This is a genomic window from Bifidobacterium sp. M0307 (assembly GCF_016100445.1).
Taxonomy (GTDB): domain Bacteria; phylum Actinomycetota; class Actinomycetes; order Actinomycetales; family Bifidobacteriaceae; genus Bombiscardovia; species Bombiscardovia coryneformis.
Genome location: NZ_JACFSL010000001.1, coordinates 100,680 through 120,825, shown reverse-complemented (window position 1 = coordinate 120,825; position 20,146 = coordinate 100,680). Strand labels below are relative to the sequence as shown.

Annotated in this window: 15 protein-coding genes and 1 tRNA gene; 5 read left to right on the top strand and 11 right to left on the bottom strand. The window is 56.6% G+C overall.

Annotated elements, in window-relative coordinates; genetic code table 11:
* Window positions 1-129: 129 nt before the first annotated feature.
* From H3V08_RS00425 to rfbB, 5 genes are all read right to left on the bottom strand, one after another.
* Complete coding sequence (locus tag H3V08_RS00425; protein WP_198181235.1) at window positions 130-1,353, bottom strand: ABC transporter ATP-binding protein; 1,224 nt, start codon at window positions 1,351-1,353, stop codon at window positions 130-132.
* Entirely contained in the window at window positions 1,354-2,181 is an 828-nt protein-coding gene (locus tag H3V08_RS00420; protein WP_033491365.1) for an ABC transporter permease, read from the bottom strand.
* A gap of 63 nt (window positions 2,182-2,244) precedes the next feature.
* Window positions 2,245-3,144 (bottom strand): glucose-1-phosphate thymidylyltransferase RfbA, encoded by a 900-nt coding sequence (gene rfbA / locus H3V08_RS00415; RefSeq protein ID WP_033491363.1) that lies wholly within the window; start codon window positions 3,142-3,144, stop codon window positions 2,245-2,247.
* A 135-nt stretch (window positions 3,145-3,279) separates the two neighbouring features.
* Window positions 3,280-4,737, bottom strand: coding sequence for a sugar nucleotide-binding protein (locus H3V08_RS00410; RefSeq protein ID WP_198181234.1), 1,458 nt, complete (start codon window positions 4,735-4,737; stop codon window positions 3,280-3,282).
* Window positions 4,738-4,851: 114 nt separating this feature from the next.
* The gene (rfbB, locus tag H3V08_RS00405) at window positions 4,852-5,871 is read right to left on the bottom strand and encodes a dTDP-glucose 4,6-dehydratase (RefSeq protein ID WP_198181233.1); all 1,020 of its coding nucleotides are present in this window, start codon (window positions 5,869-5,871) and stop codon (window positions 4,852-4,854) included.
* Window positions 5,872-5,975: 104 nt separating this feature from the next.
* Here rfbB and H3V08_RS00400 point away from each other — a divergent pair, with 104 nt between their 5' ends.
* Window positions 5,976-7,379 (top strand): DUF2142 domain-containing protein, encoded by a 1,404-nt coding sequence (locus H3V08_RS00400; RefSeq protein WP_198181232.1) that lies wholly within the window; start codon window positions 5,976-5,978, stop codon window positions 7,377-7,379.
* A 94-nt stretch (window positions 7,380-7,473) separates the two neighbouring features.
* Window positions 7,474-8,910 (top strand): DUF2142 domain-containing protein, encoded by a 1,437-nt coding sequence (locus H3V08_RS00395; RefSeq protein WP_198181231.1) that lies wholly within the window; start codon window positions 7,474-7,476, stop codon window positions 8,908-8,910.
* 74 nt (window positions 8,911-8,984) lie between these two features.
* Here H3V08_RS00395 and H3V08_RS00390 read toward each other — a convergent pair whose 3' ends face one another.
* The 3 genes from H3V08_RS00390 to H3V08_RS00380 form a co-directional block, all read right to left on the bottom strand.
* On the bottom strand, window positions 8,985-9,701 hold the full coding sequence (locus H3V08_RS00390; protein ID WP_198181230.1) for a glycosyltransferase family 2 protein: 717 nt from the start codon (window positions 9,699-9,701) through the stop codon (window positions 8,985-8,987).
* Window positions 9,702-9,866: 165 nt separating this feature from the next.
* Window positions 9,867-12,050 (bottom strand): RICIN domain-containing protein, encoded by a 2,184-nt coding sequence (locus tag H3V08_RS00385; protein ID WP_198181229.1) that lies wholly within the window; start codon window positions 12,048-12,050, stop codon window positions 9,867-9,869.
* Window positions 12,051-12,320: 270 nt separating this feature from the next.
* Window positions 12,321-14,276: a DUF6541 family protein gene (locus H3V08_RS00380; protein ID WP_198181228.1), complete on the bottom strand. Its 1,956-nt coding sequence runs from the start codon at window positions 14,274-14,276 to the stop codon at window positions 12,321-12,323.
* A 144-nt stretch (window positions 14,277-14,420) separates the two neighbouring features.
* On the opposite strand from H3V08_RS00380, the gene H3V08_RS00375 reads away from it, so the two are divergent.
* Window positions 14,421-14,915 carry a hypothetical protein gene (locus H3V08_RS00375; protein ID WP_198181227.1) on the top strand — a complete coding sequence of 165 codons (495 nt, stop codon included), beginning with the start codon at window positions 14,421-14,423 and terminating at the stop codon, window positions 14,913-14,915.
* A 46-nt stretch (window positions 14,916-14,961) separates the two neighbouring features.
* On the opposite strand, the gene H3V08_RS00370 is transcribed toward H3V08_RS00375, so the two are convergent.
* Complete coding sequence (locus H3V08_RS00370; protein WP_198181226.1) at window positions 14,962-15,678, bottom strand: metal-dependent transcriptional regulator; 717 nt, start codon at window positions 15,676-15,678, stop codon at window positions 14,962-14,964.
* 222 nt (window positions 15,679-15,900) lie between these two features.
* On the opposite strand from H3V08_RS00370, the gene H3V08_RS00365 reads away from it, so the two are divergent.
* Complete coding sequence (locus H3V08_RS00365) at window positions 15,901-17,343, top strand: Nramp family divalent metal transporter (RefSeq protein WP_232340018.1); 1,443 nt, start codon at window positions 15,901-15,903, stop codon at window positions 17,341-17,343.
* A gap of 112 nt (window positions 17,344-17,455) precedes the next feature.
* Window positions 17,456-17,543, top strand: a tRNA-Ser gene (locus H3V08_RS00360).
* Window positions 17,544-18,018: 475 nt separating this feature from the next.
* On the opposite strand, the gene H3V08_RS00355 is transcribed toward H3V08_RS00360, so the two are convergent.
* Together H3V08_RS00355 and H3V08_RS00350 are read right to left on the bottom strand one after the other, a co-directional pair.
* Complete coding sequence (locus tag H3V08_RS00355) at window positions 18,019-19,437, bottom strand: MDR family MFS transporter (RefSeq protein ID WP_198181225.1); 1,419 nt, start codon at window positions 19,435-19,437, stop codon at window positions 18,019-18,021.
* Between the two features lie 68 nt (window positions 19,438-19,505).
* Window positions 19,506-20,090 (bottom strand): MarR family winged helix-turn-helix transcriptional regulator, encoded by a 585-nt coding sequence (locus tag H3V08_RS00350; RefSeq protein ID WP_198181224.1) that lies wholly within the window; start codon window positions 20,088-20,090, stop codon window positions 19,506-19,508.
* Between the last annotated feature and the right edge of the window lie 56 nt (window positions 20,091-20,146).

Sequence of the window (20,146 nt, the reverse complement as noted above, 5' to 3'; positions counted from 1 at the left end):
TGTGGCTGACTTCTGAATATGTGTCACCGCTCCTTCTCGGAACGGAATCAGGCCCGAAACAGCAGATACATCCTAATGAACTCCCAGCGGTAAAAACATGCGTACCCACTATGCGTCTATATGCCGTCATCAGGTCAGTTTCACACTGACTTTCGGATGAGTCAAACTTTGATCGTAGAGTTTGGCCTTGCGAACCTGGAAGTGGTACACAGCCGACTGCTTGAGCAGAAGGTCATCTCCCGAGGCAGCAGTGATGTTAACGTCATAATCACCAGAGGCCAGAACATTCTCGATCTTAAATATGATCTCGTGACGACCCTTGGTAAAAGTGTCCTTGTCTGAATTGACCAGGTTCGAGGTAGCCAGAACCACCCTGCCCTGCTGGTCTACCAGATTGATCTCGAAGATGCCGTGTGGAACGTTCCGCTCGCATTCGAAGGCGATCCTGATGTCGAAGTTCTGGTTGATGTCGAGGAGCTGGGTGTTCTTCCCATCGGCTGCGACCTGCATGTCGATCATCCGAACACCATCGCCTTGCTCCAGTCGGACCGCCTCATTGTCCTTCTGGACGGCCTCCTGCTCCTTCTCTATGAAGTAGTCGGAATAGGCACTGGCGACTTCGTCCGGTTCGCCGAACTTGGCAATGACACCGTCCTGTATCAGCATGGCTTTGTTGCAGAACTGTCGAACATCACCCATGGAATGAGTGACCAGTATGATGGTCTTATTCTCTCTCTTGGCCTCGAAGAAATAATCCCGGCACTTCTTCTGAAAAGCTTCGTCTCCCACGGCCAGTACCTCATCAAGGACGAGAATGTCACCCTGCGACTTGATGGCTACTGAGAAGGCCAGCCGAACCTGCATACCACTGGAGTAGTTCTTCAGCTTCTGTTCCATGAAGTCGCCCAGCTCGGCGAAATCGACAATATCGTCATACATATTGTCGATCTCTTCCCTGGAGAACCCGAGCATGGCACCGTTCAGATATACGTTTTCCCTACCCGTAAGCTCAGGATTGAAACCCACTCCCAGCTCGATGAAAGGCACCAGTTTCCCATTGACCTGAACCTTGCCACTGTTTGGAGAGTATATGCGAGAGATGATCTTCAGAAGCGTGGACTTGCCGGAACCATTCTTGCCCACAATGCCAAAGAAATCACCTTTCTTCACCTCGAAGGAAATGTCCTTGAGCACATGCTGGATGGTATATCCGTTCTGCCTTCGGATGGTATTGAAGACGAAACCCTTGAGGCTGTTGGTCTTCTCATAGGGCAGTTTGAAGTCCTTTGACACATGGGAGACACTAAGTGCCACGTCATCAGGCAGATTATCGGTTTTATCGGAAAGTTTCATTTATACCAGCTCCGCGAAGTACTTGGATTTGACAGTAAAGAACTTCAAGCCCAGCAGGAAGATCAACAGGGAGAAGACAACAGGCCAGCAGGCGACGAAGAAGTTGCTTGTCCATCCCCACAAGGTCGGATTGGCCGGGGATATCAGCACATGACGAGCATCCTGCACAATCTGGGCCATAGGGTTAAGCATGAGGTCCAGCTTGGCGAAAATAGGTCCGTTGTTACCGGCCCTGGAAGAGATCATGCTGATTGGATAGATGATGGGCGTAGCATAAAAGCCGGCTTGCGTCACGACCTCCCAGATGGGGTTCAGATCACGCAGGTCGACATAGAGCGCACTGAGGAAGAATGAGATACCCAAGGCCAGCAAGTAGAGCTCAAAGACTATCGGCAGAATGAGTAGATTCGACCATGCCGGCTTGACTCCGTTGATCAGGGCAAAGACAATCACGACGATGAAATTGAACCCGAAGTTGATCAGAGCGCTCATGGATGACGCAACGACTACCACATACTTGGAGAAGTGTATCTTCCGCAGAAGATCTCCATGCCCCACAATCGAGAGCATACCGCCAGTTGTTGTTTCGTTAAAAAGATTCCACAGAATGATACCAAGCAAGAGAGCCACGGCGAAGTGCGGAACATCCGCTCCAAACCGCATGAAGCGCACGAAGACGACATACATAATGGCAAAGAGCATAAGGGGCTTGAGAACCGACCACAGGTACCCCAAGACCGATTCCTTATACCTCAGTTTGAAATCCGTGGAGACCATGGCTTTGAGCAGAAGCCAGTTCTTCTTGCTGAAAATCTCTAATCTCTTCAATTTCCTCTCCTTGGTCGCACTCGACAATAGAACCCGTGCTTGAAGGTGCGGGTTCCTGAATCGTCAGGCTTGATCCACATGCTTCTTGAAGATGATCTTGTTGTTGGCAACATCCAGCAGATGCTGTCCATATGGAGACTTGCCATACCTTTGACCTGCTTCTACCAGCTCTTCACGGGTGATCCAGCCATTCTCGTAAGCTACCTCTTCCACAGCGGCGATGGGAAGACCCTGGGCCCTCTGAACGGTTCTGACGAACTCCCCTGCCTCGTAGAGGGAATCCATGGTCCCTGTATCCAGCCAGGCATAACCGCGACCCAGGGTCTGAACACGCAGGGATTCGTCTTGAAGGTAAAGACGATTCAGATCGGTGATTTCCAGTTCGCCACGTGCAGAAGGCTTGACCTGCTTGGCAAACTCAGTGACTCGCTCGTCATAGAAGTAAAGCCCGGTAACCGCGTAGTTGCTGGCCGGATGCTCAGGCTTCTCCTCAATGCTGACAACCTTGTTGTCTTTGTCGAACTCGACCACGCCGTACCTCTGTGGATCGTCCACATAGTAGCCGAACACCGTTGCCCCGTGCTGGCTGCCCGCCGCATTTCGCAGAGTACGACCAAGACCATTCCCGTAGAAAATGTTGTCGCCCAGAACCAAAGCGCAAGGTTCGCCGCCGATGAAATCCTCGCCCAGGATGAATGCCTGGGCCAGACCATCCGGGCTGGGCTGGATCTTGTAGGAGAGACTGATGCCAAACCGGCTCCCATCACCCAGTAGACGCTGGAAATTGCCGATATCCATGGGCGTTGAGATGATCAGTATCTCATTGATACCTGCCATCATGAGCACGCTCAGGGGGTAATAGATCATAGGCTTGTCGTACACCGGAAGCAGCTGCTTGGAAGTGACGGTGGTCAGCGGGTACAGACGCGTGCCCGAACCGCCGGCAAGAATGATGCCTCTCATCGCGTGACGCCTCTCTTATGATTCATACATCCGTGTCAAACTCAAGATAGCTTACTGCCGACCGCCAACAGGAATCGATGAGTGGCAAAATCTCTGCGGTTCCCACGCATAGCGGCCGGGCCGGAAGCGAGCCGCTCAGCGGGAGTCGATGATGGACTGGACGTAATCCTCCAGGGCGCCCTCCCAATCACCGGGATGGAAGCCGACGGCCCTGATTTTATCCAGGGAGAGGGCACTGTTGGTCGGACGCGGGGAAATAGGGCCGGCGGCTCCCGCGTAGTAGTCCTCGGTCGATACCGGTTTCACCTTGTCGCCGTTGCCATTGGTCTGATCGAAGACGCGACTTGCAATCTCGGCCCAGGAGGTGATGGACCCCGAGCCGGTCAGGTTGTAGGTACCGTATGGTGCCTGCGAATCCAGAAGGTGGAAGATGGCTGCGGCCATGTCTTCGGTGAAGGTCAGCCTGCCAACCTGGTCGTCCACGACGGTAACCGAGTCGAGACCGTCATCCGGGTCAGCCACTCGGTCGGAAAGCCCCATCATGGTCTTGACGAAATTATGCCCCTGACCAATCACCCAGCTGGACCGGAGAATATAATGGCGGGGTATATTCGAAACCGCGATGTCACCGGCGGCCTTGGTCTGACCGTACACGCCGAGGGGTGCGAAGGGTTCGGACTCAGCGTGCTCCTTTTGCTGCCCATCGAAAACGTAGTCACTGGAGACATGCACCAAGGTCATGTTGTGTTCTTCCGCGACCCTGGCCAGCATAGCCGGCCCCACGGCGTTGGACTTCCAGGCATCCTGCCGCCCCTGGTCCGTCTCGGCCATATCGACCGCGGTATAGGCACCTGCATTGATGATGGTGCCATACAGACTCCAGTCGAACTGGTCGTAGGCCTCAGGATCGGAGAAATCGAAGTCCTCGATGTTCGTGAACTCGAACCCTTGGAGATCGTGATCCTGCACGTACTGACGGATGGCCTGCCCCAGCTGGCCGCTGGCACCGGTCACCATGGTCCGGCGCGGAGCCATGGGCTTGGCCTGGGCCAGCATGGGATGATTCGCATCCGCTTCACTCAGCTCGCACTGGTCAAGCGGTATAGGCCACTCGATGCCGAGCTGGGGGTCGGCGAGGTTGACGAAGGTATAGGTCTTCTTCTGTTCCAGGGACCAGTGAGCATTGACCAGATAGGTGTAGACCGTGTTATCGGCCAGGGCTTGGAAACTGTTGCCCACTCCCCTAGGCACATAGATGGCCTTGGAGGGGTCCAGCCGGGTGGTGAACACCTGTCCGAATCCTTCGCCTGGGCGGAGGTCAACCCAGGCACCGAAAATCTCACCGCTCCCGATGGAAATGAACTTGTCCCAGGGCTCAGCATGGATACCACGGGTAACGCCACGGCTGGCATTGAAGCTGATGTTGTTTTGCACCGGGTGGAAGTCAGGCAGACCAAGTTCCGTCATCTTGGCCCGTTGCCAGTTCTCCTTGAACCAGCCGCGGTTGTCACCGTGCACCGGCAGGTCAAAGACCAAAAGCCCGGGAATGTTGGTCTTGCTGACCTTCAGCTCTTTTTCGAAATCAAAAGACATGGTTACTACTCAGTCACTTTCTAGCGGAATCGGAAATCGCTCCTCAGAGAGGAATCAGTCACACACCGATCGACGCAGAAGGCAACCCCCACCCCCGACCGGTAGCGGTCCTTGTCACTGTCCGTTACGTCGGTACTTCTCTTCGGTGGCGGCCTTGGCGGGCTCCCACCAATCCCGGTTGTTCCTGTACCAGTCTATGGTCTGCTCCAGGCCGCTTTCGAAATCGGTATGCGCAGGGTCCCACCCAAGCTCGGTACGGAGCTTGGTGGCATCGATTGCATAGCGGCGGTCGTGACCGGGGCGGTCCTTGACCTTGTCGAAGGCATCTTCAGGTTGCCCCATGACTTTGAGGATGTCACGCAGGACGTTGATGTTGTTGCGCTCCCCGTCCGCCCCAATCAGGTAGGTCTCACCCAGGCGCCCCTTGGTCAGGATGGTCCAGACCGCACTGGAGTGGTCTTCGGTGTGAATCCAGTCCCTGACATTGAGACCGTCGCCGTAGAGCTTGGGACGAATTCCATCCAGAATGTTGGTGATCTGGCGGGGAATGAACTTCTCCACGTGCTGGTAAGGACCATAATTGTTGCTGCAGTTGGAGATGGTCATGCGAACCCCGAAGGTCCGGTACCAGGCGCGGACCAGGAGGTCCGACGAGGCCTTGGTGGACGAATAGGGGCTTGAGGGATGGTATGGGGTTTCTTCGGTGAACCTTGCGGGATCATCAAGCGCCAGGTCGCCGTATACCTCATCAGTGCTCACGTGATGGTAACGGACATCGTACTTCCTGGCGACTTCAAGGAGTCTGAAAGTGCCCACCACGTTGGTCTCGACAAATGGCGCAGGGTCCTTGATTGAGTTGTCGTTGTGGGACTCGGCGGCATAATGCACGATGGCATCGTGACCTGGCACGATTTTATCCAGCAGGTCCGCATCACAGATGTTGCCGTGGACGAACTCGACCCTGTCCTCCGGCAGCCCCTCGATATTCTTCAGGTTGCCGGCATAGGTGAGCGCGTCCAACACGGTGACGTGCACATCAGGGTGGTGGTCAACCACATAGTGCACGAAGTTGGAGCCGATGAAGCCGCATCCGCCGGTCACAAGAATGTTCCTGGGTGAAAAGAAATCTGCCATGCGGACCATTATACGATACCGGTGCCTCCATTTTTATGTGTGCTAATGTACCCCTGTTGTATTCAGCTACGAGCCTCTATGACCACTAAGCAAAGGGGGCCTGCGTGAAACTGCAAGCCAGACGATTGAACAGTCACAGCACCTATGCAGTACTGCTCTTCCTTGTCATCTCCATTCTCGAAGGCACGGTCTTCCTGACCAACGTCGGAGCCCTGACTCTGCCGGATGGCGATATGCACGCAAACGCCTCATATGCCATGGCAACCGGACAGATCTTGAACCTGCCTGAGCGCAGTACGGACCAATTCGGGAACCCGGTAAAGAGCCAGCATATTTCCGGAGACTCCCGATACCTGCATAACAAGGCCATGCACAACGCCCTGGTGATGGACATCATCGCCGACCCCATGGCCACAGACCCCCATATGGCGAATCAGCGTCTTGCCGACCATCTGCCGTCAACACAGGTAACCCTCCCGGACAAGTCGTTCCCCTCTCGAACGAACCAGTACTTCCCCCTGGTCTATCTGCCCCAGGGGATAGGCGTTTGGGTTGGCCTGCACACCGGACTCGGCCCCTACAACGTCTGGCAATGCGGAAGAATAGCGAATTTCATCTTCTACCTGTTCCTATTCGGCCTGTCCATCGTGATGATTCCCAGGGGCAAGTACCTCATGGCTGTACTGGGGTCCCTGTATCCGACCATATTCATGGCGACCAGCCTTATGTCGGATGCCATGTTCATCAGTGTCTGTGCGTGCTTCATCGCTTACTTCTTCTCCCTTTCAACCCGCGAGAGACCAGTAACCCGTGTTCAGATGGGAATCCTGATAGGGCTCACCGTCTGCCTCTTCCTTTTCAAGACGGTGTACGTGGCATTGGCTCTCCTGGTATGGGCCCTGCCAGGGTCGCTGCTGACGACGAAACGCAAGGCTGTATTCACGGGTCTGTCCGCCCTCATCGCCCTCCCGATTTACGGCCTGTGGAGTTCGCTCTATCAGAATGTACCGGCAATCGCCAGTATCTCCGGCAACACTCGCTTCATGTTCAGGCACCCCCTGAAGGTCATATTCACCATTTCTTGGAACCTCGTGGAATTCCCGAAGACCCTGATGAAAATCGGTTCGGCTGTCATCGTCCCGACACTCTTCATACTGGCGGCCTGGCTCATCCTGTTCATGACCAGCAGGCCTGCACCGGCTGACCAGAGTTCCCCGACCGCATCCGTACGCCGGTACCGGTACGTCTGGGTCTCCATGGTCGCTTTCTTCTGTGCTGCCTTCCTGGCATATCTCTTCATTGATCTCACCTGGAACGATATGATGGCCATGAAGAACGCCCACGCGATACAAGGATTCCAGGGCAGATATCTCACCCCGCTCCTACCCCTCCTGACCTGCATATGCTTCTCCCCGCCCGAGAGCACCGCTGATGCCTTGCCCTCTCACACTGTGGCCGACACCATCATTGAAACTCTCGAAGCAGAGGGTTCTTCTCCAACGCGATAGCTATAATCCTTGACACTGCTGATGCCCGTCTCCATTGTCCGGCACCGGCAGGTTCCGATTGTCCATTGACTTACCGATCGGCAGGTGTTCAAATATGGAAAAGCAGGCAATACAGGCCCTGAAGAAAAGCAGGGGGGCCATGTTGTTCTTTCTCGTGTTTGCCCTGTTACAAGGCAGTTTCTTCATCACTACGATTGGGGCATTGTCCTTCCCTGATCCGAACATCCATGCCTACGCCTCGTACTCAGCCGCCACCGGACAGATTCTCAGCAAACCCGACCGACAGATTGATGAGTACGGGAATGCAGTCAAAGTCCAACAGCTTCATGGCGACCCACGCCTTCTGAGCCTTCAAGGATGCCGGAATGAGCTGGTGGTGACCCTTCTCAATCAGACCTCGAACTATGATTCCAAGCTCGAGGAGCAAAAAGCCGTTGACGACCTGGCCCCAAGCAAAGAAGCCACCGCCGCATCCGCTAAACACACAAACCGAGCGAACCAGTATTTCCCTGCGGTATTCCTCCCCCAGGCAATCGGCATCTGGACAGGTCTACACACCCATCAACCCCCCTACCAGACCTGGCAACTCGGGCGAATAAGCAACCTGGTGGTTTACATCCTCCTGTTCTGTCTGGCCATCGCCATCATCCCCCGGGGGAAGATGTTCTTGGCTGTCATAGGCGCCTTGCCGCATGGCATGTTCATCGCTTCAAGCCTTATGGCGGATGCTCTTTTCATCAGCCTCTGCGCCGTGTTCGTCGCTCTCTTCATGGCTGTCGCCACCCGCAACGAACCGGCATCAAGAGGACAGCTGGTGGCCTTATCAGTACTGACGGTGCTCTTGTTCATGTGCAAAACCGTCTATGTCAGTCTTGCGGTCCTCATTCTCGTCCTGCCCAGACGGATTCTCTCGACCAAGCGCAAGGCCCTGTGCCTGGGTTCCTCCGCCCTTGCGATCCTCGTGGTCTATGGCACCTGGTCTTCCTTGTACTCAACGGTTTGGGCATCGGCATCCGTCTCCCAGAATCTGAGATTCATGCTTCGCCACCCCTTCAAAATGTGCATGGCAGTGGCGTGGAACTTCATGAGGGAACCGCTTCATCTACTGGGACTGGGAGCTCCTTCAGTCCTCCTGGTAATCATCCTGGGACTGGCATGGGGTGTGCTCTTCCACAACTCTCACCCGACCCGACGGAAGGTCACATCGACACGTGGATTCTTCAGTCTGTACCGTTATCAGATTGCCTCTGCTCTGGCCTTCCTGCTCCTCATCTGCCTGGTTTATGCGTCCATGATGCTCACCTGGAACAACCTGCCGCAGATGAAAATCGGCGACCCCATCAATGGAATCCAGGCAAGGTATCTTGAGCCTTTCCTGCCTCTCCTGGTCTCCACCGTCTTCCATCCTGCCGATGAAGACATAGCGGATACGGCAGGCCTCTCGACGAAATCCGACGAGACTGGTTCAGCAGTAGTGGAAATCGAAAATCACGGGCCCGAAAAGAAAGCCCTCAAGCGCGAAACGGCCTGAATTCCCAATCGCTGCGGCCTAGTTAACTTCGTCAAGGTCGGTAATCACCGACCTTCAGTCACGCTCTTTGCGTCTCAGTCGGCAGGTTGAATGCCCTTGCGCTGAATGAAGCGGTTCTTGAAGATCCACTTCAAGTGACCAAGACCGGTCTTCAGATAGGACTGCTTCGTCTCCCCGAACCTGCTGCCCTGCCGTATCCTGACTTCACCGAAACGGGGACCCAGGTACTTATGGGCATTGAGCTTGATCTGGGGCGACAGGTTCCAATCGCCCTCAGTCAGATGAAGGGAGGGAACCACATCACGCTCGAACACCCACATCCCCGACAGGGAATCATGGATGACCTTGGCGTAAAGAAGGAACATCTCGAAGTTCAGAATCTTCACCCCGAGCTGTAATTTCAAAGGAATGCTCTTATCGGGATACCTGGAGCAGGAGGCGAAGCTGAGGCCACGCTCCTTCATGACACCCATGATGCGAGGGAGGTCCTCAATCGGGTACGTGCCATCGGAGTCCGCACACACGATGATTGAACTCTTGGCCTTGTTGATTCCAGTCATGTGGGCGAACCCATAACCGATTCCCGAGGCGACCCTGTCATCGACAAGCATCTCGAAACGAGGATTCGACCGCTCAATCTCACGGCCGACCTTTACCGTGTCATCGCTCGACTTGTTGCTGACACAGATTATCTCATCGTAGAAATCCGGAATGTCGGCGACCATCCGGGCCAGGTGCTTTGCCTCATTGCGGCACGGCATGACCAGGGAAACAGTCGAACCGTTCAACATGACTTGCTACTCCTTCGAATCGTATCTTCGTCTTATCGGACAACCAGCCGACAGCAATGCAGGAACGAAGGCGTGGCCAGGTCCCTCACATCATAACCCACTCCCCCCACGAGAGAGGGCTTCATCCCAGCCTCCTGTCCGCCGCAGAGCTTGCGGATCAGCGTGTCAGCCGATGTTCCACTTCTGGTTGACCTGCTCTCGGAATGTATAAGTGATGACAGGAGTGCCCGGGGTGAGACCGCCGGCGTAGATGTCAATGGCCTTGTTGTTGACCATGCTGCGGATGGCATACCCACCCTGGTACTTCTGCAGGTACCACATCTGATTGGACCCGTCCGTTTGGGTGTACTGAACGATATTGCCGCCGTCTCCCGGGAAACCGTACTGGAGATCCAGATACATCTGGGAGTGCACAACCCTGATTTTGTATCTTCCATTGCCGGTATCGATAAACTCGAAACTCTGATTGGGACCTCCGTTGTACGGCCATGTCTGCAGGCGGGTATCACGATCCAGGCTGCCGGCGGGTACATCAAGGCTGTTCCCATTTGCATATGGACTGGTGATGGACCTTTTACCACCGGGGAGGGCTGCTGCCTGCATCAGTCTGAAAGCCTGGTTCTGTCCACCGTTGTACTGCCAAATCTCCATCTTGGTGCCCAGTGCCATATTGCCGCTGGTCACGTCGAGGGCCACGCTTCTACCGTCCCCAAGCGCAGAGATGATGAAGACGTATCCCTGTGGTGACCGATAGAAGTACCAACGCTGATTGGGGCCCATATTGGTCGAGTACTGGATGACCGTGTTCCCGTTAAGGGTAGAGCCTGTACTGACATCCAAGGCCTTGCCGGAGTTCTTCGACGTGATGATATATGACCCGTCGCCGTGCGGTGTTACGTGGTACAGCTGGTTCCAACCGTTGGTGGGTGACCACGTTCCCACCGGGGTCTCGTCCTGGTGGCTGCCGCCCGGTATGTCCAGGTACCGGTCTGGAAGGGCCGAACCGATGAAGTAGTCACCTTCGGTTATATCCGTGATTCTGTCGGCCGGGGAGAGCTCGGGCACTCTCCCCCCTACGTCCACCGGATTCCTGTACCCGCAAGCGTTCAGATCCACGCTGTTGCCGATACCGTTGATTCTGCCGTTATCCGCATACTGCCAGCAACGCTGGTTGGCGGAGAAGTTGAAGCCGGTACGGGCACCATAACTGGCCACCCAGTGGGTCCTGGAGCGGATGGTGCCGCTGTTCAGAGCCGTGTTCAGGTAGTAGGTATAAGAGTAGATCGAGAGATTGTTGTACCCCGCGGACTGCAAACGGTTGTACCAGGAGTTGACGATGCTGTCGTACACGGCGGGAGATGTAGGAGGGGCGTGGCCGGTCCAGACCCACTGCTCCAGGTCATAGTAAACGGGGTAGGTCAAATCTCCGGGCTGCACACCCGCACGGCGAAGAAGATCCACCGTGCCGTCTCCCTCGGCCCAGCCGGTATTGCCGTCGTAAGCGTAGGAGTAGAGGTAAAGGCCGAAGGGGATACCCAGACGTTTGCACTCATTGATGTTGTATAGGGCGGTATTATCGAAGCCGTTTCCCCATCCGTACCCGATACGGATGATGGCGCCTTCCACGCCAGCGGCACGGGCTGTTGCCCAGTCAATTCGCCCCTGCCATTGAGAGACATCGATGACGCCCTTCGCCTGCTGAGCAAACAGGGTGCCATCTGCTTCGAAGAATGCCTGGGAGCCGTTGTAGGTTCCCCAGTGGGCCCCATATGCGTTGTTGCCCAGCGAGGCCGTTTTCACAGCAGCTTCCGACCTCCCTTGCGGGCGGTAAACACCGCTTCGCGCTGCGGAGGAATTACTATCGTCGATCTGCCTTTTAATGACCGGATTTGCCGACCCTGTCCGGTCGGACCTGTCCAGCTGCTCCTTGACTTCACTGACAGGAACCGGGATGAAACTCTTTCCTCCGGTCTTGGCCAGTGGATCGGCGGGACGGTCCGGGGTACCGACGACCGAGGCATCGGTCACGGGCCGGCCGGTGGTGATATCCCTGGCCTCGCCCCGATCGGTGACGGCCACACTCTTGGATACCATCGTGGCATCTTCGGGAATGGAATCATCGATGGCGTCAGGAAGCATATCGCGGGGTACGACACCTGTCTCCCCCGTCGCCGCGGAGTATGTCTGGTTGCTGGTCTGGCTCGCCAGCCCAGCTGCCTGGGCCGGATTGACACCTGCGAACGGCATCAGGGCCAGGAGGGCCATAACGGTTCCTGCCGCACATGCTCTGCCCAGGTGCCTTTTCCACTGCAACCCCATATCCGACACCAGCCACACGCTCCTTGCCATGGCGACCACACGAACCCTCAAGAAGGAAGGTACCTCCTGCCTCCTGTCGCCGAGAATCCTTGTAAATCACAACTCGTAGGATAATCAGATTACCTGTATTCCTTCTGACGGACCCGCACACCCCAGGAAGATAACAGAAGATTCGCAAACAGCAAGGCCACGCCGGCTTCCGAGTTCAGGCGAGCCTACCTGAATCATGTGTAAATCAGGCAGTACAACCAAAAACGACGGTGCGAACACACATGGGCGGGAGCGGTTGAACGACCTTGGTTACCGGCAGGCGAACCGGTAGAGCGCCCAGTGCTCCCCGTCACCGGCAGGAGCACCAAAGTCCTCCACCTTCTGCAAGGCACCCGAGCTGACATACCCGTCAATGAGGTTCTGATCGTGGAAGGGGTCATACTGGGCCCTGTAGGTGAACATCTGCAGGTCGGGTGCCTGAGGCCCCATGGTCAGGAAGTACTTCGGAGCCGCGACGGCGCCACCGGGACCATGATGGGTGAAGCTGGGATCCACCGGACAGACCGTGGTCAGGAGCCTATCGGCATCACCAGAGGCAAAGGCATGTTCAACCTCCCCGAATACCTTGCCGTTTTTGGTGTCCATAGGATTGTAGACAGGGTAAAGCATGTTGAGCCCATACAGGGTCATCCCATACATGGATCCGTTCAAAGGGTCGGAGACAATCACCGCATCGTCCCGACCGACCCGGTTCCTGACAGTGGTCAGCGCCTCGAACTTGGCCCTCGTCAGCTGCGAGTGCGGATCCTCCCTGTCCAGGACGGTGTTGGCCTCAGCCAGCAGAGCCAGATCATCGCGTCGGGGATTGTGTATATTCCCCGCCACAACCAGGACCAGAGAGAGTGCAGTAACCGTCAGCACCCGGAAAGCACCATTCACGGCCGGCGCAGACAGCCGGTCGGTGGTCACATCCGCCGGACCTGTCAGGACCTTCCTGCCGCACTTCCACACCACCGGTTGTGGATTCAAGAGGCAGCGCGCCCCGAAAACAAGGAGGGGAACTATCGCCAGGGGCAACATGGCCAGGGGCCTGGTCTCACCTCGGTACCAGGCAGCAGTCAGGATATTGGCAAGGGGGCCGGAAACCGCCGCACTGCAGACGTAAATCAACCCAATCAGCAGGAAGGAGAGGACCAGGGATAGCCCTTCGCGGAAACGCCTGCCACTCAGCAGGAGTGAGGCGGTCAGGGCCAGTACGATGCATACCGCCATGAGCAGACCAGCGAACCCGGACAGGTTCCCGGTAAAGAGGACGCCTATGGCATCGGGCAGACTTCTGGTCGGCTGGAAGGTATGGAACCACGTGGACGGATGCAGGTAGTCCTTTCCATGGTCCCGGCGCATCACGTAGACGGCAAAGAGGGCTGCTGCCAGGCAGCCGAATCCGGCCGCCCCTGCAATCAGCTTCCAGGAAAGGCGGAAGAGGATGAAAAAGACCATGAGCACCAGGTAGGTGAAAGCAATCCGCGGATGGGCAAGGAGTACCAGGACCGCCAGAGCCAGGTTGACCGGCACCCAGAAGACCAGCCCCCTGCCTGGGGTATCCGGCTTCCTCCGGTCAGCAATTGCATCCATCAACCTCAGCCCCGAGTACAGGGAGAATGGCAACAGAGCCGTTGCCAGCCCGTAGGCGAAAAGAGGGCCCGCGTCGAACAACCAGAAGGGGAAAGCGCCTGACGTTACCGAAAGGACCGGCACCAGGAGGCACATCCCAGCAACCTGCAACCTCGGCATATCACCGAAGAAGTAGGAGCACCACAGCAGCATTCCCATAGGGAAGAGCAGTCCGGAGGCAAAAATCCAGACCAGGTTGAGCCCGGTGAAGATGTTGACCGTGCAACCGAAGAAATCGGCCACCTTGATCAGGCAGTAGACCATAAGATGGAAGAGTGGCGGATAGAAGGAGTCATTGGGATTCAGCTCGAAAGCGACTGGGAGCCCATTTCGAAGAAGTTTGCGAATGAAGTAATAGTGGGAGGGGGCGTCGATGGCCTGGATGGGCATGTTCCACATCTCCCAGGTCTTGGGAAACCAGGCGACGACCAGCCCGAACGCCATGGCCACCCCGGCCACGGAGGCAAGAGGAACCAGCCAGGCAGACTCCAAGAAGCGTGGCCCGGCCGCATGGGAGTGGGAGGTCCCTGATGGAACATCCGGCTCTGCAGGTACGACCACGTCCACCGCGTCGACTGTCTGAGACGTCATATCCATCCTCCTGTAGGGCGGCAACTGCATAAGAGACTACACGCAGGGCGGCCCCGCCCATCCCCATCCGGATAAGACCAGGTCTGCGATTACCGGAGATACGATTACCGAAGAACACCAATTACATCCGAAAGGTTCACGAGCATGTCGAAGTCCATTGCGGTGATCTCCCTGATTGGCGACTGGCTCCTCTTTTCCTTCCCGCTCTACCAGGGACTTATGGAGCTCAAGGAGTTCAAGGCGCTCTTGGAGGAATTCAAACAGGTCAGCAAACGATGGAGCCCAATCTCACCATGGTGGTGGCTGATTCCGCCCCTGAAGGTCCACAAGGAACGAACACGCGGCAACAACATCCTCCGAGAGGCGGCCGACACCAAGCGCGAGCGCGGCCAGGTCGTCAACTTCCTGGACAAGGCCACAGCCTGGTACTTCGTGGCTCTGGCCGGCTGGCTGAAGATGATTGCCTCCTTATACGAACTCCTGGAGCAGTATGAGGTCGAGAGCATCTGGATCCTGGTCGGACTGGTGTCCATCCTGACGGCTGGCGGCATCTTCAACGCCCATTACCGAATCGACTCCAGGCGGGTGGTGAAGAAAGAGACGGAGCTCGACTCCGACCTCGAGCGAGCGAAGGAATAATAGGAGCCGCTCGGCGCTCCTGATGCCACGTAAGAGGATGTAAACCCTACGCGAGGGCCGGACTGACCTGGATCAAGGCAGCCTGAGCGAAATTCAGCTGCAAATCATCGCCCTGCCTCCCGACGGCCTGGTCCGGCTGATCCTCAGAATCGGTCACCACCCGCAGCGTGACCGGTTCTTCCTGTTGTTTACGGACCACTTGAAGCAGGGTCCCATGGCCGATTCCGTGCTTACTCAGGTACCTCAGCATCGTCGAGTCCTCATCGCTGACACGGTGCACACGGATGGTGTTCCCCTCCTCCACTTGCGAGAGGGGCTGCGTCTCGGGGATGACCGGGATGGTCCCGGTTTCAGAAGGTATGGCATCACCATGCGGGTCCAGCGTGGGGTGGTCGAGATACTGATCGATTTTCTCTACCATCTTGTCGGAAACGGCATGTTCCAGGGCATCCGCTTCCTCATGCACCTCGTCCCAGCTGTAATCCAGCACCTCGACCAGGAAGGTCTCCAAGAGGCGGTGGCGGCGGACCATCGTAACGGCCGAGCGTACCCCGGCGGGGGTGAGCCCCACCTTCCCATACGGTTTGTGCTCCACCAGGCCGGCATCAACCAGCCTGCTCAGGGCACCGGAAACGGTGGACAGCTTCATCCCTGTCCGTTCGGCCACCGCCGAAGGCTGGACCGGACCCTCGTCCCACTCCTGCAGGTCCCAGATGACCTTCAGGTAGTCCTGGGCATTGGCCGAAAGCTGCGTGACATCCATGTTGCACAGTTTATAGCATGGCGATTCACACCCTCTTCGCCCCGGCGACAGGATATGGCCGCTCCACCCATGCAGATGGCAGCACCGGCCGGACGAGATGTTGGCAGGGTCACAGGACAATCTTCCATAGGGGATGGAAATATCGGCAGGGCATCATTAGACTTCGAAGGGTCGAAGTTTTACCGAGGGCCGTCAGGCAGACCAGATTCCCAGGAAGGTGCCATGCTGAAATCAGAGGCAAGACAAGCAGTAGAGTCCGTACCCCGGGGCGGCGCCGACCAGGCCAATCCAGCCAGCAATGAACCGGGCCGGGGACACTCGATCATCGAGACCGCCAACGGTCGTTCCCTGGAGGAAATCAACGCCACGGTGGCAGTGCCCAAGTCAACCACTTCCTTCTGGAAGAACCTTGTGGCCTTCTCCGGTCCAGGCGCCCTGGTGGCCGTGGGCTACATGGACCCCGGCAACTGGATCACCTCCATCGGCGGCGGAGCCCAGTACGGCTACCTCCTCATGAGCGTCATCCTCATATCCAGCCTGATTGCCATGATGCTCCAGTACATGTCGGCCAAGCTGGGCATCGTGACCGGTCTGGATCTGGCCCAGGCCACCCGCCTGCATACCGGCCGCAAACTCAGTTTCGTCCTCTGGATCTGCACCGAGCTTGCCGTCATGGCCACCGACATCGCCGAAGTGATCGGCGGGGCCATTGCCCTCAAACTCCTCTTCGGTATCCCCCTGGTATTGGGCGTGGCCCTGACCGTTCTGGATGTTCTGATACTGCTCCTCCTGACCAAGATCGGATTCCGCCGAATCGAGGCCATCGTGGCCACGCTGATCCTGGTCATCATGGTCGTCTTCGTCTACGAGGTGGTCCTGGCGCGACCCGACCTGCCTGCCATGTTCGAAGGATTCGTGCCCACCCCGGAGATTCTGGGCAATGGGCAGCTCACCATGGCATTGGGCATCGTCGGTGCCACGGTCATGCCCCACAACCTCTACCTCCACTCCTCCATCGTCCAGACCCGCGACTTCGACCGGGAGGACGAGAACCAGGTCTCCAACGCGGTCCGATTCGCCACCTGGGACTCCAACATCCAACTCACGGGCGCCTTCATCGTCAACTGCCTCCTCCTGGTACTGGGTGCCGCCATGTTCTTCGGCCACGGTGAAGGACTGGACACGTTCACCGCCCTGTACAACGCCCTGGGCGACAAGACCATCGCCGGACCTGTGGCGTCAGGACTTCTCTCCACCCTCTTCGCCGTGGCCCTGCTGGCCTCCGGACAGAACTCGACCATCACCGGCACCCTGACCGGACAGATCGTCATGGAGGGCTTCATCCGCATGAGGATCCCACTCTGGTTGCGCCGCCTTGTGACCCGTGTCGTCTCCATTATCCCTGTCCTTATCTGCACCATCGCCTTCGGCGGCAAGGAATCCGCCCTGGACAGTCTCCTGGTCTACTCCCAGGTCTTCCTCTGCGTGGCCCTGCCCATATCCATGGTCCCCCTGGTCTGGTTCACCTCCTCCAGGAAAATCATGGGGAAGCATGCAAACCCCCGGTGGATGGCCTTCCTTGCCTGGATTATCGTGGCAATCCTGACCGGACTGAACCTCCAGCTGGTCATCCAGGATGTGGGCGAGCTGATTCAGATGCTCTGATTTGCGGGCCGGTGATTCCACACGCCAAGGCCTGCCAAATCCGGCACCTATGTTATAGTTTCTAGTTGTGTCGTTACGACAGGTTCATACGAACTGGTCGCAGCAGACATCTGGAGGATTCGCCTAGTGGTCTATGGCGCACGCTTGGAAAGCGTGTTGGGTTCACGCCCTCACGAGTTCGAATCTCGTATCCTCCGCCAACAAGGGCTTTGAACAATCGTTCAGAGCCCTTTTCATATAGCAAAGCACTTCCGTTGCACACATATCCGAGCTCGTTTGACTGTCTTACCGTTGTCTCGCTCGGCTCTATTTGATGACGACGGCATGGAAAAGTTATGGGTCAGGCGTGCATAAAAAGTGCGACAATTCCAACCGTACCTATATGACCTGCCTGGATACGTCAGAGGGTGATAGTTGGCGGAATCACGGGAATCAGACGAAGAATGACAGAGACCACTGAAAGCAAGAGCATACGAACACCGTCAGAGTCGAGAAGAACGACCAGCAAACCACTGTTTGCAACTCCCGCCATGCTCGCCAAGCACTACAAAGCGGACGACGATTCATAAAGAGATACTCGGCCGCTGCGACGGGTTCATCGACTTCGCGGTTCATTGTTTCCTATCTCCGAGCCGCGATACAGGCGGGATTCTTGCGGAAAACAAGGAAGTTTCCCTACCTGGTTTCAGAATTACGTGACTTGAGGAAGAACGAAGCACCTAGACCGACTACAGCTATGAAAGCCAGGAAGAGGAAGGCCCATCGGTAGCCCCGATCGAGAGCCTGAGCCGACAAGGCTCCGCCATGGCGTCCGCTCTGTGCGCCGATTGTGACAATCATCATGGCTGCGGCAGTGCCCAGCGAGCCCCCGACCTGTCTGACAGTTGAGGCGGCCGCATTGCCGTGGGCAGCAAGTTCCGGAGGAAGAGCGTTGATGCCCTCGGTAAAGGTGGTCATCATGACCAACGCGACACCCGCCAAGCGTAGGGCATAACAAGCGGCAACCACGATAAGGCTGGTAGTGGTTCCGAACCATATCATCGGCAAGGTGCCAGCAAGCAGCACCGTATACCCCAAAAGGGAGATTCTCCTTGCCCCAATCCTTTGATAGATCATCCCGGAAAGCGGGTTGAATATGCCCATGACGACAGCTCCCGGCAGCATGACCAGGCCCGAGACAAGCGCGCTTAACCCTCGCGTGTTCTGCAGATAAAGAGGAAGAACCAGCTCCACTCCGACCATGGCAATGTTGCTCAGGGTGCTCAGCAGACTGGTCAGATTGAAAGTGGCGTTCGCAAAGACCCGCAAATTCACCAGCGGAGATTCCAGATGCAGCTGACGCCAGCAGAACAAGACCACCACCATCAGGCCAGCCAAGAGCAATCCCAAATCAAGAACCGATGCCCCGCCCCTGTCCCCAATGGCGGACAGGGCATAAAGAAGAAGCCCGAAACCCAGGCAGGAGTAAATCACGGACGCCACGTCCAGATGGGTCCTCGTCCGGTCGTTGACCGTGTAGACCAGGAAGAAAGACATCACCAAGATAGCGGCACTCAGAATGGCAAGCAGGATGAACAGAGCCCGCCAGGACCAGTGCTCCAAAACAAACCCAGAAAGCGTGGGGCCCACCGTAGGTCCCAAAGCCACAACCAGCCCCACCACACCCAGGGCCACGCCACGCCTATCCGGCGGAAACATCAGCAGGACCACGTTCTGAATAAAAGGCATCAAAGACCCTGCGGCTACAGCTTGGATGATTCTTCCCGTCAGCAGTAAAACAAAATGCCCTCCGGAAAAGGTACAGACCAAGGAGCCCGTCAGGAAAGTCGTCATCATCGCAATGAAGGCATACTTCGAGCGGAAGTTCGAGAAAATCCAGGCCGATACGGGAATCATCAACCCCACCACCAGGAGATAGGAGGTACTCAGCCACTGGGCAGTGGATTGGGATACATGAAAATCGTTCATGATGGTGGGAAGCGCATTGTTGAGGAAGGTCTCCGCCATCAAGGCGATGAAAGCCCCCGCCAGAAGCGTCCCCATCATTGCAAAGCGATTTCCTCCAACACTGCTTTTGACGTCATCCTTGTCCATATCGCTTCCTCCATCGCATCTCCAGGACCCCAATCCGATTACCATTCCGCTTGATTCAGCGAGGCAGTTCAAGATTCCATGTTTCCGATGATTCGTTCCAGGTAGTTGATTAACTGTCTGCTTTCCTGATCGCTGAATCCATTCAGGGCCAACTCTCCCGTAGCCTGCAGCGCATGCCGGACCTCGGTTCGGTGGGAAGTCAAATCCGCCCGTGCTCGGTCTGTGAGGATCAGAACCATCTGACGCCTGTCATCGGCCTGTGGTTCCGCAATAAGCCATCCTGCTTTGACCAGCCGTTTGACGATTCCCCGGACCGTGGGATGACTCAATCGGAATCTGTCCGACACCGCTTTTTGAGTTACTTCCAGGCCATCATGCTCATACAGGTAATAGACAATGACGAACTGAGGGCCGGTCAATTCGGGGAAGATGCCCCGCACAGATTCATTCATTTGCTTTTCCAACAAGGTGTTGGCTATCTTGACCAGCCCCTCCGGTCGATGCTCAGACAATTCCGGTTGCATTTCCCGCCCTTCAAAAGTATAGCTTGCTACATTATTGGAGAAACCGATCTCGTTGTCAAGGCAAGGCCCAGAGCCGGGAGCGCTACGATTGCCCACACCGACGCTAACCACAGCATAGATGGCGGTCATACGCACACTCCTCCGCGCCGACGACACCCAAGTGGACAACCCGAGTCATACTCGTT